Below are 18,156 nucleotides of genomic sequence, written 5' to 3' on the forward strand. Positions count from 1 at the left end.
TTCGGGAAACAGTAGTAATAATCAGGTTGGCAATCAGATCGGGCGCGTGTCATCTCGATCGATCGCGCGCCGCTGCGGCGCCAGCAGGATCATCGTCACCAGCGGCCAGAGCGCCGCAGCGACCACGCTTTCCATGAAATACAGCCAGCCCGGAAACTTGCCGCTTACCATCAGGCGCACCACCAGCTGTACGGATTGCATCATCAGCAGCAGCGGCAGAATATGCGCGGCCTGGGTCGGCAGCTTGAACCACAATACCCGACGGTGGATCATGATCGCGAAGTACGACAGCAGCGTATAGGACAGTGCGTTCTCGCCCAGCAGAGAGGCATCGTGCACATCCATCAGCAGGCCCATCAGGAAAGCAATGCCAATCCCGACCTTGCGCGGCTGGTGGATGCTCCAGAACACCAGCACCAAGGCGACGAAATCCGGAATGCCAACCCAATGCCCCCACGGCAGGAGGTTCAGCAGAAAGGCGCAAATCATGCTCGCCGTGATGAACAGCGGATTGGCGGGCAGCAGAATGTAATGCGGGCGGTTCATGGCGTATTCGTCTTCTGCACAGGTGCCAGGGGTAAGGGCGCCACGGGTGCGGGAGTCTTCGGCGCCGATGCACCCGCGACTTCCTTCCCGGGTTGCTTCCCGGTTTCTTTGGGTGCGCCTTGGGGCGCTTCCTTCGCCTGCACCTTGACGGCATTCGCGACCGGTGGTGCCGGTGGTGCCACTGGTGCCTTGGCAGGCTCCTTCGGCGCTTGTTGCTTCGCAGTGTCCTTGGGCTGCTCTTTAGGTTGCTCTTTAGGTTGCTCTTTGGAAGGCTCCTTTGGCGCCGCCTTCGGAGGCTCCACGCCATGCTTCTTGGCTGCGCGTTCCTTGGCATCTTCCGGCGGCGGCGCTGGCGGCACTTTGGATTCGGTTAGCAGGATCAGCAGCTGCCGGTTGCGGTCGATGCCAGCCAGAGGCTGGCAAACGATGCGCGCGAAGGCGTCGGATGACTTGCTTTCCACTTGCACCACCTTCGCCACGGACAGTCCGGCCGGATAGACGCCGTCGATCCCCGAAGTGACGAGAATGTCGCCATTCTTGACGTCTGCATTGACCGGCATGAAGCGCAAGTCCAGGGAGCCGGAATGCCCCTGGCCGTACGCGATGCTGCGCAAGCCGCTGCGCACGACCTGCACCGGAATCGCCTGGTCCTTGTCGGTCAGCAGGGTGACCTCGGAGGTGAATGGGAACACGCGAGTCACCTGACCCACGACGCCAATATCGTCGATCACCGGTTGCCCCGTCATGACGCCGTGCTGGCTGCCGCGGTCCACCACGACCTTCCGCGTGAATGCATCACGGGCGTCGTACAGGATTTCGCTCATCACGGATTTCACCGGCAATCGCTCATTGGCAGCAAGAAGCTTGCGCAACTGCGCGTTTTCCGAGGACAGCTGCTGCACCTGCTGCAACGTCTGTGCATTGGCAACCTGCTGGAGCCTAAGTTTGTCGTTCTCCTTTTTCATCGCCGACAGCGTTGAAAAGTAGTCGCCAACCATATAGGCGGCATCGCGCGGCATCAGCGCAACAACCTGCAGCGGGTACAGCGCAGTGCCGACGAATTGCCGGATCGTGGTCAGCGAACGCAGGCGCGAGTCGGCGACCAGCAGGATCAGTGCGATCAGGGAGAAAAACACCACTTTGGCGCGGGCGGAAGCGCCCTGCTTGAAGAGTGGTGGTGGACTGTATTCCATTAAAGCCTAACGATATTGCGGGAATATGACCGAAGGTCGCTGTCCATTCGCGCGCCTTGCGCAGAAATGGCAAGGCGCAGCTTCTGAAGCATTACTCGTACGAGAAGATGGAGCCGAGCTTGTCCATGCGCTCGAGTGCCATGCCGGAACCGCGCACGACGCAGGTCAGCGGATCTTCGGCAACGATCACCGGCAGGCCGGTCTCTTCCATCAGCAAACGGTCGAGGTCGCGCAGCAGCGCGCCACCACCGGTCAGCATCATGCCTTTCTCGGCGATGTCGGCGCCCAGTTCAGGCGGCGTTTGCTCCAGTGCGTTCTTGACAGCGGAAACGATGTTATTCAGCGGGTCGGTCAGTGCCTCCAGGATTTCGTTGGAAGAAATCGTGAACGAGCGCGGGATGCCTTCGGACAGGTTGCGGCCCTTGACTTCCATTTCCTTTACTTCGGAGCCCGGGAAGGCGGAACCGATTTCCTTCTTGATTGCTTCGGCGGTTTGCTCACCGATCAGCATGCCGTAGTTGCGGCGGATGTAGTTGACGATCGCTTCGTCGAACTTGTCGCCACCCACGCGCACCGAGCCTTTGTACACCATGCCGCCCAAAGAGATGATGCCCACTTCAGTGGTACCGCCACCGATATCGACCACCATCGAACCGGTCGCATCCGACACCGGCAGGCCGGCACCGATTGCGGCAGCCATCGGCTCCTCGATCAGGTACACCTGCGATGCGCCTGCACCGAGCGCGGATTCACGGATCGCGCGGCGCTCAACCTGGGTGGAACCGCAGGGGACGCAGATGATGATGCGGGGGGACGGTTTGAACAGTTTGGAGTCATGCACCATGCGGATGAACTGCTTGAGCATCTGCTCGGTGACGGTGAAGTCGGCAATCACGCCGTCTTTCATCGGGCGGATCGCTTCGATATTTCCCGGCACCTTGCCCAGCATCTGTTTAGCTTCCTTACCGACGGCCTGGATGGTCTTTTTGCCGTTCGGCCCGCCCTGCTGACGGATGGCCACTACCGAGGGCTCGTCGAGCACGATACCCATGTTGCGCACATAGATCAGCGTATTGGCAGTACCGAGGTCAATTGCCAGGTCGTTAGAAAAATAACTGCGTAAGAATCCAAACATGTAGTGTCCCGATGCGCATCCACGGCGCGTTTTAACAGTGTGAGTAAAACCTATATGCCCGCAACCACTCAAAACTCAACGGTCCGGCAAGGTATCAGCCCCGCATTCTACCTTATAATTTATCCGAAATTTGTCGACGGAAACGTCGAAAATCCGTGCCGAATACAAGCCAATTCAAGCGTTTTGGCAAGTTTTTGCCAGAACAAGAAAACACTTTGCTTTCCTAGAAAAACCCCGCCGCAAACGGCTTGCAAACTAACTAACCATGTCACTCGACCTCTCCGATGTTAAGCGCTTGGCTCGCCTCGCGCAGCTCGATCTGAACGATGATCAGGCAGTCAACACCCTCGACAAACTCAATGGCATCTTTGCACTGGTCGAACAGATGCGTGCCGTAGACACAACAGGCGTCGAACCACTGAACCACCCGATCGCCGCGTACCAGAACGATGTCGCTCTACGTCTGCGCGAAGACCAGGTCACCGAACCGAACCGCCGTGACGACTATCAGCAAGTCGCTCCTGCAACACAGGACGGCCTGTACCTGGTCCCCAAGGTCATCGAATAACACCTGACGGCGCACAGCGCCGGCATCGCCATCCAACCCTATGCATACCAAGACACTTAAAGAGCTTTCCGCTTTGCTTCAGGCAAAGCAGGTCTCCGCTACCGAACTGGCCCGCACCTATCTCGACCGCATCAAGCAGAGCGACCTCAACGCGTTCGTCCACGTCGATGACAACCTGACCTTGCAGCAGGCGGCAGAAGCCGATGCCCGTATTGCGAAAAACGACACAACGCCCCTGACCGGCATTCCCATCGCGCACAAGGACATTTTTGTCACACGCGACTGGCGCTCCACCGCGTCCTCGAAGATGCTCTCAACTTATGTCAGCCCCTTCGATGCTACTGTGGTGAAACAGTTCCGCACGGCAGGCATGGTCACGCTCGGAAAATTGAACTGTGACGAATTTGCCATGGGTTCTTCCAACGAAAACTCGTTTTTCGGCCCGGTCAAGAACCCCTGGGACAAGAACGCAATTCCCGGCGGATCCTCCGGCGGCTCGGCTGCGGCGATTGCTGCCCGACTGGCCCCCGCTGTGACAGCGACCGACACCGGTGGTTCGATTCGCCAGCCGGCATCCTTCTGCGGCGTCACCGGCATCAAGCCGACCTATGGCCGCGTGTCGCGCTTCGGCATGATCGCTTTTGCATCCTCGCTCGACCAGGGTGGCCCGATGGCGCAGACTGCGGAAGACTGCGCCCTGCTGCTCAACGCGATGGCCGGCTTCGATCCGCAAGACTCCACCAGCCTCGAGCGTCCTGACGAGGACTTCACCCGCGACCTCAACAACAACCTGCAAGGCCTCAAGATCGGCATTCCGCGTGAATACTTTAGTGCCGGACTGGCAAGCGATGTCGAACAGGCAGTGCGCGCAGCATTGCGCGAGTATGAAAAGCTGGGGGCGACGCTAGTTGACATCTCGCTGCCCAAGACCGAGCTGTCGATCCCTGTCTACTATGTGATCGCGCCGGCGGAAGCGTCGTCCAACCTGTCGCGCTTTGACGGCGTGCGCTATGGCCATCGTGCCAAGGAGTACAAGGACCTTGGCGACATGTACCGCAAGTCGCGCGCCGAGGGCTTCGGCGAAGAAGTGAAGCGCCGTATCCTGGTTGGCGCCTATGTGCTGTCGCATGGTTACTACGACGCCTACTACCTGCAGGCGCAGAAGATCCGCCGCCTGATCGCACAGGACTTCCAGAACGCGTTCCAGCAATGCGACGTCATCATGGGACCGGTCGCGCCGACAGTGGCCTGGGATCTCGGTGACAAGGCCGATGATCCGGTTGCCAACTACCTGGCCGACATCTTCACCCTGTCGACCAGCCTGGCTGGGCTGCCCGGCATGTCGATTCCCTGCGGCTTCGGCCAGGGCGACGAGAATGGCAAGCGCCCGGTCGGCCTGCAGATCATCGGCAACTACTTCAACGAAGCGAAACTGCTGAACGTCGCGCACCAGTTCCAGCGCGTGACCGACTGGCACCAGCGCAAACCGGAGGGCGTATGAAATCCTTCTTCCGCACCACTGCATTCCTGCTGATTGCTGCCAGCGGCATCGTTGCTGCGCAGGAGCTGGACACCAAGTTTTCGTGCAGCGTGGCGCGGGAGATGGATGGCGAACGCGTCATTTATGCAGACAACGGCGCATTCCGGCTCAAAGGTGAGCGCATTGAAGCCTTCCAATGGGAATCGGCCCTGTACCGCAGCACGCACGGTTTTGACTGCAGCATCGACCAAAGCGATGGCCTGACGGCCGAAGTGCGGGAAGAAGGAGCCAAGGCGATGTGGCGCGTGGCGCTGAAGGATGCGCGCGCTGCGCGCAGTAAGCGCGGATTCACGTTTGATCGCGGCATGAACTGCACGATCCGGATTGAGCGGGAAGGCGACATGATGAAAGTGACGCCCACGTGCCCCGCATTGTGCGGATCGCGCCCCAATTTTTCGGCACTGTCGGTGGACCTGAAGTCCGGCGAGTGCCGCTACGAAGAATAAGTGAGGACACTATGCAGTGGGAAGTCGTAATCGGTCTTGAGACGCACGCACAACTCTCGACACAATCGAAAATCTTCAGTGGCGCATCGACGCGCTTCGGCGCCGAGCCCAACACGCAGGCCTGCCCGGTGGACCTGGCGCTGCCGGGTGTGCTGCCCGTGATGAACAAGGGCGCCGTCGAGCGCGCGATCCAGTTTGGCTTGGCGATCGGCGCCACCATCGCGCCGCAGTCGATCTTCGCGCGCAAGAACTACTTCTACCCTGACCTGCCCAAGGGTTACCAGATCAGTCAGTACGAGATCCCGGTTGTGCAGGGCGGCACCGTGTCGTTCATTCTGGAGAGGGACGGCAAGCCGGAAATGCGCACCGTGCAGCTGACGCGCGCGCATCTGGAAGAAGACGCCGGCAAGTCGCTGCATGAGGACTATCACGGCATGTCCGGCATCGACCTCAACCGCGCCGGTACGCCGCTGCTGGAGATTGTCACCGAACCGGTCATGCGCAGCGCTGCCGAAGCGGTCGCCTATGCGAAGGCGCTGCATTCACTGGTCGTGTGGCTGGGCATCTGCGACGGCAACATGCAGGAAGGCTCGTTCCGCTGCGACGCGAACGTGTCGGTACGTCCGGTCGGCCAGAAGGAATTTGGCACGCGTTGCGAGATCAAGAACCTGAACTCGTTCCGCTTCCTCGAAGAGGCGATCAACTACGAAGTGCGGCGCCAGATCGAGCTGATCGAGGATGGCGGCACCGTGGTGCAGGAAACCCGCCTGTACGATCCGGACCGCAAGGAAACGCGTTCCATGCGCAGCAAGGAAGACGCGCAGGATTACCGCTACTTCCCCGACCCCGACCTGCCACCGCTGGTGATTGCGCAGGAATGGATCGAGCGCGTGAAGGCGACGATGCCGGAACTGCCGGGTGCGATGCGCGAGCGCTTCGTGAAGGACTACGGCCTGCCGGAATACGATGCTGCGGTGCTGACGCAGTCCAAAGCCATGGCGTCCTACTTCGAGGCGGTCGTCACCAAGGCCGGCAAGGAGCAAGCGAAGCCGGCGGCCAACTGGCTGATGGGCGATGTCTCGTCGACGCTGAACCGTGCCGGAGTGGATATTGCCGATGCGCCGGTGAAGGCGGAGCAGCTCGCGTTACTGCTGCAGCGCATCGCTGACGGCACGATCTCGAACAAGATCGCCAAGGAAGTGTTCGGCGCGATGTGGGAGACGCCTTCCGACAAGCCATCGCTGGCCGACGACATCATCGAAGCCAAAGGCCTGAAACAGATTTCGGATTCCGGGGCGCTGGAGAAGATCGTCGACGAAGTGCTGGCTGCGAATGCGAAGTCGGTCGAGGAATTCCGCTCCGGCAAGGAAAAGGCGTTCAACGCGATCATCGGCCAGGCGATGAAGGCGACGAAGGGCAAGGCGAATCCGGCGCAGCTGACGGAATTGCTCAAGCAGAAGCTGTCCGCATAAAGCTACACAGATGAAGCGGCCCGAAGTCGCTTCAAAATAAAAAAGGGCGCATTTCGATGCGCCCTTTTCTCATTCCAGTCTTACTGCTTACATCACGCCATAGCGGGTACGGTACGCTGCAACAGCATCCTTGTACTTGGCGAGGTCAGCACCTGCGCCGGCATTCGAAATGTACTCCAGCAAGTCGTTCAGGTTGCCGATCGACACCACCGGAATGCCATAGGCCTTCGTCACTTCCTGCACTGCCGAGCCTTCGGACAGGGCGCCGTCCTTGCCCGAGCGCTCCATGCGGTCCAGTGCAATCAGCACCGCGCACGGGGTCGCACCGGCAGCGCGGATCATCTCGACCGACTCGCGCACCGAGGTGCCAGCGGAGATCACGTCGTCGATGATGACGACCTTGCCTTGCAGCTTGGCGCCGACGATGGTGCCGCCTTCTCCATGGTCCTTGGCTTCCTTGCGGTTGAACGCGAACGGCACATTGCGTCCCTTATTGGCCAGCGCGACCGCGGTGGCGGAAGCCAGCGTGATGCCCTTGTAGGCCGGGCCGAACAGCATGTCGAATTCGACGCCGGAATCGAGCAGCGTCTGCGCATAGAAATCCGCCAGCTTGCCGAGGGTGGCGCCGTCGTTGAACAGACCGGCATTGAAGAAATACGGCGACGTGCGGCCGGCTTTGGTGACGAACTCACCGAAGCGCAACACACCGGTGGAAACGGAGAATGCAATGAATTCCTGACGTAGCTTACTCAAGATGCCCTCAATCTGTATAAATTGACAACGCGGCGACACGGCCGGCAAAGCAGGCATTGTAAAGGGTGTTGCAAGGACGTTGCGCGGGCGGCCACGGAAATTTCAGGAGCAATCGGTTATGCTAGCCGCCATTCTTTTTCCTAGTACCAACCATGCTCAAGATCGTTTCCGCCAACCTCAACGGTATCCGCTCCGCCGCCAAAAAAGGTTTTTTCGAATGGATGCAGCAGCAGGCGCCGCACTTCGTCTGCGTGCAGGAACTCAAGGCGCAAGCCACCGACATGACGCCGGAATTCCTGTCGCCGCACGGCTACCACGGCCATTTCCACTACGCCGAGAAGAAAGGCTACTCCGGCGTCGGCATTTACTCGAAGTTCGAGCCGGATGCGATCCAGGTCGGCTTCGGCTGCCATGAGTTCGATGCGGAAGGCCGCTATGTGCAGTGCGACTTCGGCAAGCTGTCCGTCATTTCCCTGTATTGCCCGTCCGGCTCTTCCAGCGAGGAACGCCAGCAGGCGAAATTCCGCTTCATGGAGGTGTTCCTGCCGCATCTCGCCAAGCTGCGCGAAAGCGGCCAGGAAATCGTGATCTGCGGCGACTGGAATATCGCGCACAAGGAGATCGACCTGAAGAACTGGAAGAGCAACCAGAAGAATTCGGGCTTCCTGCCGGAAGAGCGCGCATGGATGACGCGCGTGTTCGACGAGATCGGCTGGCGGGACGTATACCGCAAGCTGCATCCGGAAACCACCGGCGAAGCGTATACCTGGTGGAGCAACCGCGGGCAGGCATGGGCGAACAACGTCGGATGGCGCATCGACTACCACATCTCCACCGCCGGCATTGCCGACACGGCATGCACCGCCGCAATTTACAAGGAGCAACGCTTCTCCGACCATGCGCCGCTGACAGTTGAATACGAGTGGGCGATGTAGGCTGGTTTGCTGCGCAAGGATGGCGTGGCACAATGTCGGCCGGTATTGATTTTCTAACACTGACGGGGACGACATGAAAATTGAAACATTGGCTGTACACGCCGGCTACTCACCGGATCCGACTACCAAAGCGGTAGCCGTGCCGGTTTACCAGACGGTTGCCTATTCCTTCGACAGCGCGCAGCACGGCGCGGACCTGTTCGACCTGAAGGTGCCGGGCAACATCTACACTCGCATCATGAATCCGACGCAGGATGTGCTGGAAAAGCGCATTGCTGCACTCGAGGGCGGCATCGCGGCACTGGCCGTTGCATCCGGCATGGCGGCGATCACCTATGCGATCCAGACCATCACCGAAGCCGGCGACAACATCATTTCCGCAAGCCAGCTGTACGGCGGCACCTACAACCTGTTTGCGCATACGCTGCCGCAGATGGGCATCGAGGTGCGCTTTGTGGACGCACGCAAGCCGGAAAGCTTCGCATCGCTGATCGACGGCCGCACCAAGGCCATCTTCTGCGAATCAGTCGGCAACCCGCTCGGCAATGTGACCGACTTCGCCAAGCTGGCCGACATCGCGCATGCGCATGGCATTCCGCTGATCGTCGACAACACGGTCCCCAGCCCCTATCTGTGCCGTCCGTTCGAGCACGGTGCCGACATCGTCGTGCATTCGCTGACCAAGTACCTCGGCGGCCATGGCAACAGCGTCGGCGGTGCGATCGTCGACAGCGGCAAGTTCCCGTGGGCACAGCACAAGGACCGCTTCAAGCGCCTGAACGAGCCGGATGTGTCCTACCACGGCGTGGTGTACACCGAAGCACTCGGACCGGCCGCGTTTATCGGCCGCGCTCGCGTGGTTCCGCTGCGCAACATGGGTGCGGCGATTTCGCCGATGAACGCCTTCCTGATTCTGCAGGGTATCGAGACGCTGGCGCTGCGCATGGACCGCATCTGCGACAACACGGTGGCGATCGCCAAGCACCTGAAGAAGCATCCGAAGGTGGCATGGGTGAACTACGCCGGCCTCGAAGACCATGCTGACAATGCGCTGGTGAAGAAGTACATGGGCGGCAAGGCATCCGGCATCCTGTCCTTCGGCCTGAAGACCGTCGACAAGGCCGACCCTCGCGCAGCCGGTGCACGCGTGCTGGATGCATTGAAGCTGTTTACACGACTGGTGAACATCGGCGATGCCAAGTCGCTGGCGACCCATCCGGCATCGACCACACACCGTCAGCTGAACCCGGAAGAACTGGCCAAGGCAGGCGTGTCGGAAGACATGTTGCGCCTGTCGGTCGGCATCGAGCATATCGATGACCTGATTGCCGACCTCGACCAGGCGTTGGACGCAGCATAAAACCCGTCCTTGGCCGCCCGCGGCCGTTTAACCAAAAAAATGGGCCGCGCGATGCGGCCCATGTCGTTTAGGGCGCCAGCTGCGGCGGGCGCCGAATATCCTGCTATTTGATCGGAGCAATGCTCTTGACGTTGCTCTGGTACGGCGGCAATGCGGTCATCTGCACGCCCCTGGCTTTCGCATACAGCGGCATCACCGACGGCATGTGTCGCTGCATCTCCGCAATGCGGCTCTTGCCTGCCGGGTGCGTCGACAACCACTGCGGCATCGCATTTCGGCCCAACGAACCCATCTTCTGCCACAGTGCGATGCCGGCGCGCGGGTCGTAACCTGCGCGCGCCACAATATCGAGCCCGACCAGATCAGCCTCCGTCTCGTCACTGCGCGAGAACTTCATGATCGCGAGATTGGCGCCGAGCCCGGTCGCCGCATCGGTCAGGTTCGGGTCAACGCCCAGGAGCGCGGACAGGCCGAAACCCAACACTTTTGCACCCGCATTGGTGAGGCTGGACTTGGCCAGCCGTTCGCGGCCATGCTCGCGCAGCGCGTGCGCGATTTCGTGCCCCATCACGATGGCGACTTCGTCGTCAGTCAGCTTTAGGGTCGTCAGCAGACCACTGAAGAAGGCGATCTTGCCTCCTGGCATACAGAACGCATTGACTTCCTTTGAATCGAGCAGGTTGACTTCCCATTGCCAGTCGGTCGCAGCGGGATTCCAGCGTTCAGCATGCGGAATGATCTTCTTCGCAATCGCGCGCAGGCGTTGCACCTGCGGATCGCTTTCCGCCACAAGCATGCCCTTCTGCTGCGCCTGCTGCTTGAGGCCGGAGTATTGCTGGAGCGCGGCCGCTTCAAGCTCGCCTTCCGGTACGAGGTTACGCAGGGGCGACATTTCCTCGACCTGCACACCATCCGGGCTGACCGCATCCTTTGCAGCGACATAAGGCACGGGGGCCGCGAGCACAGCAAGAGTCACCACGGAGGAAATCAAACGTTTCATGAATTGTCCTTTATGCCAATTTCTGCTCGTTGTCCCATAGTTGCCGGGACCGAGCAAGCGCCAATTACATGGCGCCGGCATGCTCGATTTTCAACGGCTGGCACGGCAATCGTGGCAGTGCAATCAGCTTTCGGATATATCCGCTTCCAGCTTCACGCGCGGCCGCAGCCAGAAGTACAGCGCAACGGCGGGAACGATTGCCAGTGTGGTGATCCAGAAATACGGCGCATAGCCGACCGCTTCGACGATGCGACCGGAATAGAAGCCCAGCACCTTTCCCGGCAGCGTGATCAGCGAACTGAACAACGCATACTGCGTCGCGGTGTAGCGCTGGTTCACCAGTGCCGACAGGTACGCGACGGCGGTCGTGCCGAGGATACCCTGTGCCAGGTTTTCACCGGAAATCACGAGCGTCAGCATGGCGACGTTGCCGTTCGCACCGATCAGCCACAAATACAACAGGTTGCTTGCTGCGCCGGTAATGATGCCGGCCAACAAACCGCGCTCGACGCCCCAGCGCGCAACGGCAATGCCACCAAGGAATGCGCCGGCAATACCGACCCAGATGCCGTAGACCTTTGAGACCGCTGCAATCTCGGTCTTGGTAAAGCCCTGGTCCAGATAGAACGGCCCCATGATGCCGCCGACCAGCGCCTGGTCCGAAATCTTGAACAACAGAATGAACAGCAGGATCAACAGTCCGACGCGACCGCCAAAGCGCCGGAAGAAATCGGCGAACGGTTCGATCACGCCTTCGCGCAGCCCTTCCGCCCAGCTCTGTGCCCGCACGCGCACGACGTCCGGCTCGCGCGAGAACAGGTTGACGACGATCGGCACCAGCATGCACAAGGCCATGACCCGGTACACGTTGGGCCAGATGGTGTGATCGGCGAGTACCAGCGCCACTGCGCCGGTGACGATCAGCGCGATCCGGTAGCCGAGGGAATACGTCGCAACCAGCGCGCCCTGCGCTTCCTTCGGCGCGATCTCGATACGATAGGCATCGACTGCGATGTCCAGCGTGGCGCCGGCAAACGCCACCATCAGCGTCAACCCGACGAACAGGCCGAGCTGTGATGGCGTGACCGATGCCATCGCCCCCAACCCGATCATCACGAACACCTGTGCCAGCAACAGCCAGCTGCGCCGCTGGCCGAGCCGCCCCAGCAGCGGCAATCGCACGCGGTCGATGAACGGCGCCCACAGGAACTTGAAGGAATAGGCCATGCCCGCGCTGGCGATCATGGTGATGTCCTTGAGCGTGATGCCGTTTTCCTTCAGCCAGTAGGCCAGTGTGCCGGCGACCAGCAGGAACGGCAGGCCGGAGGCAAAACCGAAAAAAAACATCGTCCAGGCAGAGGGCTGGAGGAAGGCATCGCGGATGCGCGCACCGGTCTTGTTGTCTCCCTTTTTATTGCTCATCCGGTATTTCCTACGGTGACGGCGCAAGGTCGAAGGACCGACGGCCGGTGCATGTCAGTGCATCTTGGTGAATTGTGCAAACTGGCAATCCATATCGTGTGCACCTGCAGGCCGGAACCGGCTATCGGATTCCCGCTTTGCATGTCGCAACAACAACTTTATGCTGCAATCTTTTTGCGCAGCCGGAACACCGCGAGACTGCCACGCCAGTTCGGCAAAAATGATACGGGCTTTCCTTCGTGCAAGGCGATGCATTCGAGCACTTCGAGTCCCGCTTTATTGGCAAGTTCCTCAAAATCCTTGATCGTCGCGCACCGCAGGTTGGGTGTGTCGTACCACTCGTATGGCAGCGATTTCGATACCGGCATGCGCCCGCGCAGCAACGCAATGCGATGCGGCCAGTAGGCGAAATTGGGGAAAGACACGATGGCTTCGCGCCCCACGCGGGCAATGTCGCACAGCACGCCTTCAACATTCTTCATCATCTGCAGGGCGGACAGGCACAACACCATGTCGAAGGCATTGTCGGCAAACATCGCCAGTCCCGATTCCAGGTCTTGCTGGATCACGGCGACGCCACGGTTTACGCACAGCGGGATCTTGTCGTCGTCAATCTCGACGCCATAGCCGAGGCACTGCTTATCCGACTGCAAATACTCGAGCATCACGCCGTCGCCGCAGCCGAGGTCCAGCACTTCCGAACGGTTGCGCACCCAGTGCGCGATGAAGGCGAGGTCGGGACGCAGGGTGCTCAATTCACGGAAATTCATGCCCGGCCTCCTTGGCTGATGCCTTGCCAGACGCGGTTGTAATAGGCGCGTACGACATTCATGTAACGCGGATCCTCCAGCAGGAAAGCGTCGTGGCCGTGCGGCGCGTCAATCTCCGCATAGGTCACGCGGCGCTTGTTGTTGACCAGTGCCTGCACGATCTCGCGGCTGCGCTCCGGCGAGAAGCGCCAGTCCGTCGTGAAGGACGCCAGCAGGAAATCGGCCTTGGTATCGGCCAGCGCCTTCGTCAGGTCGTCGCCATGTTCACGCGCCGGATCAAAGTAGTCGAGCGCCTTGGTAATCAAGAGATACGTGTTGGCGTCAAAGTATTCCGAGAACTTGTCGCCCTGATAGCGCAAGTAGGATTCGATCTCGAAGTCGATGCCGTAGCCAAACTGGTAATCGCCGTTGCGCAGCCCCCGGCCGAATTTCTCGGCCATGCTGTCGTCGGACAGGTAGGTGATGTGGCCGACCATGCGTGCCACGCGCAGCCCGCGCTTGGGCACGACGCCATGCTCGTAATAATGACCGCCATGGAAGTCGGGATCGGTCAGGATCGCCTGCCGTGCGACGTCATTGAACGCAATGTTCTGCGCCGACAGCTTCGGCGTGGACGCAATCACAACGCAGTGACGCAAGCGCTCCGGGAACAACATGCTCCACGACAGTGCCTGCATGCCGCCAAGCGAGCCGCCCATCACCGCAGCAAACTGCTGGATGCCGAGCGCATCGGCAAGGCGCGCCTGCGCGCGCACCCAGTCTTCCACCGTCACCACGGGGAAGTCTGCGCCGTACGGCTTGCCGGTGGCCGGGTTGGTATGCATCGGGCCGGTCGAGCCGAAACAGGAGCCGGGATTGTTGACGCCGATGACGAAAAAACGATCAGTATCGACCGGTTTGCCCGGACCGACCATGTTGTCCCACCAACCCACATTTTTGCTGCCGTCCGCCCGCTCGTACATACCGGCAACGTGGTGCGACGCATTGAGTGCATGGCAAATCAGCACAGCATTCGACTTGTCGGCATTGAGCGTGCCGTATGTTTCATACATTAAGGTGTAGTCGGACAGCGAAGCGCCGCTACTGAGGGGCAGCGGCTCCGCGAAATGCATCGATTGCGGGACGACGATTCCAAGTGATGACATAGCGGTCCAAAAAACGCGCACCGTCCATACTCCGCCATCCGGCGGGATTTCCGATACGCCAAAAACAAAAAAGCCCGAAAGCGTTGGCTCGTCGGGCTAATACAGGGCTTATGGGCAAGCTCGCTTTAGCCGTATTTATTACGCGCCCGCAAGCTGATTTTCAAATCGGCGCATTGCATAAGAATAACCAAGACAGTTCCGTGCGTCAAACTTCCGGCCGTTGCCTTCTACTGTTTTTCATGAACATGCCCAAGTTGGTCAATCGTTCAACACACAATTGCGCATCTGGTAACCCAAAGCGCTCAATCGCCGTCGGCATGGCCGAGGTCAGAGAATCCTTAATTGCTCTACGGCATCGACGATTGCTGCGGGTTCCATCGTACGAAGTATCTTCCTTACCTGCGGAGTGATCGCTTGCAGATCCGTGTTCAGGATCTCTTGCTTGACTGCAAGAATCTGGGTCGGGTGCATCGAAAACTCGCGCAGCCCCATACCGAGGAGCAGGCGGGTCAGTTTGGTATCGCCTGCCATCTCGCCGCATACGGCAACCGGAACACCGGCCTTGGACGCGATCGAAATCGTGCTGGAGAGCAGGTACAGAATCGCGGGATGCAACGGGTTGTACAGGTGCGCAACCTCGTGGTCAGCACGGTCGATCGCCAGCGTGTACTGAATCAGGTCGTTGGTACCGATGGAAAGGAAATCCAGCCGTTTGACGAACAGCGGAAGAGTCAATGCCGCCGCCGGGATTTCGATCATCGCGCCGACGGGAATCAGCGGGTCGAATTTCTTGTTCGCGTTGCGCAGCTGCGTCTTGGCCTGCTCGATCATCGCCAGCGTCTGGTCGATTTCGAACGCATGCGCGAGCATCGGGATCAACAGCTTGACCGGCCCGTAGGCCGACGCACGCAGGATTGCGCGCAATTGCGCCAGGAACATTTGTGGCTCGGCCAGGCAGAAGCGGATCGCGCGCAGCCCCAGCGCCGGGTTGAGCGCCGTCTGCTCCGCCGCATCGAGCGGCTTGTCTGCGCCGATATCGAGCGTGCGGATCGTCACCGGCTTGCCCTTCATTGCGACCACTGCCTGGCGATAGGACTCGAACTGCTCGTCTTCCGACGGCAGCTTGTGCACGTAACCGGCCCGCCCCATGAACAGGAATTCGGACCGGAACAGGCCTACGCCCACTGCCCCGGCATCGAGTGCGCCGGTACAGTCGTCGGGCAACTCGATGTTCGCCAGCAGCGTCACTTCCGTGCCGTCGCGCGTAACAGCCGGCGTTTTCTTCAGCTTGCCGAGCTTCTTGCGTTCGCGCAGCAGGCGCGCCTGCCGTTCGCGGTACTGCTCAAGCACATTCGGCGTCGGGTCGACGATCACGACACCGGCATCGCCATCGATGATGACCCAGTCATCCTGCTCGATCAGCGCCGATGCGTTATACATGCCGACCACGGCAGGGATATCGAGGCTGCGGGCGACGATGGCGGTGTGCGAGTTCTGCCCGCCGAGGTCGGTGACAAAACCACCGAACGCGCGATCCTTGAACTGCAGCATGTCTGCCGGCGAGATGTCGTGCGCGACAACAATCATGCGGCCCGCGGACTCTTCCGACTCACCCGGCACATTCAGTGCACTGCCGGTCAAGGCCTTCAATACCCGCTCGCCGACTTGCTGGATGTCGCTCTTGCGCTCACGCAGGTAGGCATCCTCAATCTCGTCAAACTGCGCCGACAGCTCGTCGATCTGCGTCACGAGCGCCCATTCGGCGTTGTAGTAGCGGTTGCGGATGATATCGAGCGGCACCTCCGACAGCATCGGGTCGGAGAGGATCAGTGCATGCACGTCGATGAACGCGCCGAGCTCGGCCGGAGCGTCCTTCGGCAATTCATTCCAGATGGTCTGCAGTTCCTTGTGAACAGTGGCAATCGCCTTTTGCAGGCGCTGCACTTCCGCCTCCACCTGTTCTTGCGGAATCAGGTAATGCTTGACGTCGAGCGCGGCCGGCGCGAGCAGGTGCGCGCGGCCGATGGCGATGCCGCGTGAGACCGGGATACCGTGGAGCGTGAAGGAGGCCATTGCGGTGTCAGAACGTGTATGTCCTACTCGCCTTCGCCGAATTTATTCTGGATCAGCTCGGCGATCGCGTCAAAGCATGCCTGCTCGTCGGCGCCATTGGTCTCGAGAAGGACTTTGGATCCCTTGCCGGCGGCCAGCATCATCACGCCCATGATGGACTTGGCATTGACGCGGCGCGCGTTCCGGGTCATCCACACTTCGCTCTGGAATTTTGCGGCGAGCTGCGTCAACTTGGCCGATGCACGTGCATGCAACCCAAGCTTGTTGATGATTTCAATTTCCTGTTGAATCATGTCTGTGTTTCTAGTTCTGGTTTTCAGGTCGGGGAAAGCCGCACGCGGTTGTCCACCCGGACAGCGCCGCTCTGGCCGCCGGCCAAGGCCATTTCGACGACTACATCGAGCGTGTCATTGCGATAGGTAAGCGCGCGCAGCAACATCGGCAGGCTGATACCGGCGATTACATCGATGCGTCCCGGGTTGCTGAGGCACAGCGTACAGTTGGAAGGCGTGCCACCCATAACGTCAGTGATGACGAGCACGCCGGTGCCATCATCCAGCCGCTCAATGGCCTCTTGCGCAAGACGGTTGACTTCGGCGGTATCCTGGTCGGCGCGCACGTCGATTGCCTCCATTCTCTCCGGCCGGGCACGAAACACATGCGTGGCCGCTTCAATGAATGCAGCGCCCAGCGGTTCGTGCGTCAAGAGGAGAATACCAATCATGCTAGCCCCGGCCTAAACTGGTCGACGCCACCGCCGACTCTGGTGAATATGCGCGAGGATCCGGAGCAAAACCGGTTGCCGCCATCGCCATGCACGGCGTGCGGCATGACGAGTGCAAGAAAATCACTGACACTGCTGCTCAAGCGCATCAATGAACATGCCGGCCACATTGAAGCCTGTCTGTTGGGCGATCTCTTGGAAGCAGGTCGGACTGGTGACATTTATTTCCGTCAAATAATCCCCGATAACGTCCAATCCTACCAGCAATAGGCCCCGCGACAAAAGAAGTGCTGCAAGCCCCTCGCCGATTTCACGGTCACGATCGGACAACGGCTGTGCCACGCCGAGGCCGCCGACGGCGAGGTTGCCGCGCACTTCCCCACCCTGCGGAATTCGCGCCAGGCTGTACGGCACCACCTTTCCACCGATCAGCAGGATGCGCTTGTCACCCTCGGTGATCTCGGGGATGAAACGCTGCACCATGATCGTATGCCGACCGTTTTCGGTCAGCGTCTCGACGATGGAGCCCAGGTTCAGGCCCTCTTCCTTCACGCGGAAAATGCCGGCACCACCCATGCCGTCCAGCGGCTTGAGGATGATGTCCTTGTGCTCGCGGTGGAAGGCGCGCACGCGGGACTCGTCGCTAGTCACCAGTGTCGGGGCCGTAAACTGCGGAAACTGCGCGATGGCGAGTTTTTCGTTATGACTGCGAATGGCTTGCGGCCGGTTGAAGATGCGCGCGCCCTGGGTTTCCGCCACCTCCAGCAGATACGTCAGGTAGATGTACTCCATGTTGAACGGCGGATCCTTGCGCACCATCACCGCGTCAAACTCGCTCAGCTGCATCGCCATCGGTGCTTCGGCGCGATACCAGTCGTCGGCGTCACCGGTCAGCGTGATCCGCTCAGCGTTGGCAACCACCGTTCCTTCATGGAATGCCATGTGCTTCTGCTGGAACGCGTAGACTTCGTGGCCGCGCTTCGCCGCCTCGGCCATCATTGCGTAGGTCGTGTCCTTGTAGGTCTTGAACTGATCAAGAGGATCGGCAAGAAAGGCGAATTTCATGCGTCCGCC

General features: G+C 60.1%; 18 protein-coding genes. 6 read left to right on the forward strand and 12 right to left on the reverse strand.

Features of this window, described 5'->3' with window-relative positions; genetic code table 11:
- Positions 1-33: 33 nt before the first annotated feature.
- From mreD to ACYVIA_RS05815, 3 genes are all read right to left on the reverse strand, one after another.
- Positions 34-546, reverse strand: coding sequence for a rod shape-determining protein MreD (gene mreD, locus ACYVIA_RS05805; RefSeq protein ID WP_460838841.1), 513 nt, complete (start codon positions 544-546; stop codon positions 34-36).
- Positions 543-1,739, reverse strand: a complete 1,197-nt coding sequence (gene mreC / locus ACYVIA_RS05810; protein WP_460838843.1) for a rod shape-determining protein MreC — start codon at positions 1,737-1,739, stop codon at positions 543-545. Before mreC ends, mreD begins: the two co-directional genes overlap by 4 nt.
- A gap of 91 nt (positions 1,740-1,830) precedes the next feature.
- Positions 1,831-2,874, reverse strand: coding sequence for a rod shape-determining protein (locus ACYVIA_RS05815; protein WP_057290805.1), 1,044 nt, complete (start codon positions 2,872-2,874; stop codon positions 1,831-1,833).
- Positions 2,875-3,139: 265 nt separating this feature from the next.
- On the opposite strand from ACYVIA_RS05815, the gene gatC reads away from it, so the two are divergent.
- Genes gatC through gatB form a run of 4 tightly spaced genes read left to right on the forward strand, consistent with a single transcriptional unit; the run spans position 3,140 to position 6,900 of the window.
- Complete coding sequence (gatC, locus tag ACYVIA_RS05820; protein ID WP_460838846.1) at positions 3,140-3,442, forward strand: Asp-tRNA(Asn)/Glu-tRNA(Gln) amidotransferase subunit GatC; 303 nt, start codon at positions 3,140-3,142, stop codon at positions 3,440-3,442.
- A 40-nt stretch (positions 3,443-3,482) separates the two neighbouring features.
- Positions 3,483-4,943 (forward strand): Asp-tRNA(Asn)/Glu-tRNA(Gln) amidotransferase subunit GatA, encoded by a 1,461-nt coding sequence (gatA, locus tag ACYVIA_RS05825; protein ID WP_460838848.1) that lies wholly within the window; start codon positions 3,483-3,485, stop codon positions 4,941-4,943.
- A complete protein-coding gene (locus tag ACYVIA_RS05830; RefSeq protein ID WP_460838850.1) occupies positions 4,940-5,428 on the forward strand; it encodes a hypothetical protein in 489 nt (162 codons plus the stop codon). Before gatA ends, ACYVIA_RS05830 begins: the two co-directional genes overlap by 4 nt.
- Before the next feature lie 11 nt (positions 5,429-5,439).
- Entirely contained in the window at positions 5,440-6,900 is a 1,461-nt protein-coding gene (gatB, locus tag ACYVIA_RS05835; protein WP_460838852.1) for an Asp-tRNA(Asn)/Glu-tRNA(Gln) amidotransferase subunit GatB, read from the forward strand.
- Positions 6,901-6,987: 87 nt separating this feature from the next.
- On the opposite strand, the gene pyrE is transcribed toward gatB, so the two are convergent.
- Entirely contained in the window at positions 6,988-7,653 is a 666-nt protein-coding gene (pyrE, locus tag ACYVIA_RS05840; RefSeq protein ID WP_460838853.1) for an orotate phosphoribosyltransferase, read from the reverse strand.
- A 152-nt stretch (positions 7,654-7,805) separates the two neighbouring features.
- Between pyrE and ACYVIA_RS05845 the strand changes: the two genes are divergently transcribed.
- Positions 7,806-8,588, forward strand: coding sequence for an exodeoxyribonuclease III (locus ACYVIA_RS05845; RefSeq protein ID WP_460838855.1), 783 nt, complete (start codon positions 7,806-7,808; stop codon positions 8,586-8,588).
- Positions 8,589-8,661: 73 nt separating this feature from the next.
- Entirely contained in the window at positions 8,662-9,948 is a 1,287-nt protein-coding gene (locus tag ACYVIA_RS05850; RefSeq protein WP_460838856.1) for an O-acetylhomoserine aminocarboxypropyltransferase/cysteine synthase family protein, read from the forward strand.
- 103 nt (positions 9,949-10,051) lie between these two features.
- Here ACYVIA_RS05850 and ACYVIA_RS05855 read toward each other — a convergent pair whose 3' ends face one another.
- The 8 genes from ACYVIA_RS05855 to gshB form a co-directional block, all read right to left on the reverse strand.
- Complete coding sequence (locus ACYVIA_RS05855) at positions 10,052-10,948, reverse strand: M48 family metallopeptidase (RefSeq protein ID WP_460838858.1); 897 nt, start codon at positions 10,946-10,948, stop codon at positions 10,052-10,054.
- Positions 10,949-11,071: 123 nt separating this feature from the next.
- Positions 11,072-12,370, reverse strand: a complete 1,299-nt coding sequence (locus tag ACYVIA_RS05860) for an AmpG family muropeptide MFS transporter (RefSeq protein WP_460838860.1) — start codon at positions 12,368-12,370, stop codon at positions 11,072-11,074.
- A gap of 158 nt (positions 12,371-12,528) precedes the next feature.
- Complete coding sequence (gene metW, locus ACYVIA_RS05865) at positions 12,529-13,140, reverse strand: methionine biosynthesis protein MetW (RefSeq protein WP_460838861.1); 612 nt, start codon at positions 13,138-13,140, stop codon at positions 12,529-12,531.
- A complete protein-coding gene (metX, locus tag ACYVIA_RS05870) occupies positions 13,137-14,285 on the reverse strand; it encodes a homoserine O-succinyltransferase MetX (protein ID WP_460838863.1) in 1,149 nt (382 codons plus the stop codon). Before metX ends, metW begins: the two co-directional genes overlap by 4 nt.
- A 327-nt stretch (positions 14,286-14,612) precedes the next feature.
- Positions 14,613-16,358 carry a phosphoenolpyruvate--protein phosphotransferase gene (gene ptsP / locus ACYVIA_RS05875; protein ID WP_460838866.1) on the reverse strand — a complete coding sequence of 582 codons (1,746 nt, stop codon included), beginning with the start codon at positions 16,356-16,358 and terminating at the stop codon, positions 14,613-14,615.
- A 23-nt stretch (positions 16,359-16,381) separates the two neighbouring features.
- A complete protein-coding gene (locus ACYVIA_RS05880; RefSeq protein WP_460838869.1) occupies positions 16,382-16,651 on the reverse strand; it encodes an HPr family phosphocarrier protein in 270 nt (89 codons plus the stop codon).
- A gap of 23 nt (positions 16,652-16,674) precedes the next feature.
- The gene (locus ACYVIA_RS05885; RefSeq protein ID WP_460838871.1) at positions 16,675-17,082 is read right to left on the reverse strand and encodes a PTS sugar transporter subunit IIA; all 408 of its coding nucleotides are present in this window, start codon (positions 17,080-17,082) and stop codon (positions 16,675-16,677) included.
- Positions 17,083-17,205: 123 nt separating this feature from the next.
- Positions 17,206-18,147, reverse strand: coding sequence for a glutathione synthase (gene gshB, locus ACYVIA_RS05890; RefSeq protein WP_460838873.1), 942 nt, complete (start codon positions 18,145-18,147; stop codon positions 17,206-17,208).
- Positions 18,148-18,156 lie beyond the last annotated feature (9 nt).

The sequence above is a fragment of the Noviherbaspirillum agri genome, from assembly GCF_054780595.1.

Coding starts and splice junctions, on each gene's coding strand:
- mreD (WP_460838841.1), bottom strand. CDS start 546: ATGAACCGCCCGCATTACATTCTGCTGCCCGCCAATCCGCTGTTCATC.
- mreC (WP_460838843.1), bottom strand. CDS start 1,739: ATGGAATACAGTCCACCACCACTCTTCAAGCAGGGCGCTTCCGCCCGC.
- ACYVIA_RS05815 (WP_057290805.1), bottom strand. CDS start 2,874: ATGTTTGGATTCTTACGCAGTTATTTTTCTAACGACCTGGCAATTGAC.
- gatC (WP_460838846.1), top strand. CDS start 3,140: ATGTCACTCGACCTCTCCGATGTTAAGCGCTTGGCTCGCCTCGCGCAG.
- gatA (WP_460838848.1), top strand. CDS start 3,483: ATGCATACCAAGACACTTAAAGAGCTTTCCGCTTTGCTTCAGGCAAAG.
- ACYVIA_RS05830 (WP_460838850.1), top strand. CDS start 4,940: ATGAAATCCTTCTTCCGCACCACTGCATTCCTGCTGATTGCTGCCAGC.
- gatB (WP_460838852.1), top strand. CDS start 5,440: ATGCAGTGGGAAGTCGTAATCGGTCTTGAGACGCACGCACAACTCTCG.
- ACYVIA_RS05845 (WP_460838855.1), top strand. CDS start 7,806: ATGCTCAAGATCGTTTCCGCCAACCTCAACGGTATCCGCTCCGCCGCC.
- ACYVIA_RS05850 (WP_460838856.1), top strand. CDS start 8,662: ATGAAAATTGAAACATTGGCTGTACACGCCGGCTACTCACCGGATCCG.
- ACYVIA_RS05855 (WP_460838858.1), bottom strand. CDS start 10,948: ATGAAACGTTTGATTTCCTCCGTGGTGACTCTTGCTGTGCTCGCGGCC.
- ACYVIA_RS05860 (WP_460838860.1), bottom strand. CDS start 12,370: ATGAGCAATAAAAAGGGAGACAACAAGACCGGTGCGCGCATCCGCGAT.
- metW (WP_460838861.1), bottom strand. CDS start 13,140: ATGAATTTCCGTGAATTGAGCACCCTGCGTCCCGACCTCGCCTTCATC.
- metX (WP_460838863.1), bottom strand. CDS start 14,285: ATGTCATCACTTGGAATCGTCGTCCCGCAATCGATGCATTTCGCGGAG.
- ptsP (WP_460838866.1), bottom strand. CDS start 16,358: ATGGCCTCCTTCACGCTCCACGGTATCCCGGTCTCACGCGGCATCGCC.
- ACYVIA_RS05880 (WP_460838869.1), bottom strand. CDS start 16,651: ATGATTCAACAGGAAATTGAAATCATCAACAAGCTTGGGTTGCATGCA.
- ACYVIA_RS05885 (WP_460838871.1), bottom strand. CDS start 17,082: ATGATTGGTATTCTCCTCTTGACGCACGAACCGCTGGGCGCTGCATTC.
- gshB (WP_460838873.1), bottom strand. CDS start 18,147: ATGAAATTCGCCTTTCTTGCCGATCCTCTTGATCAGTTCAAGACCTAC.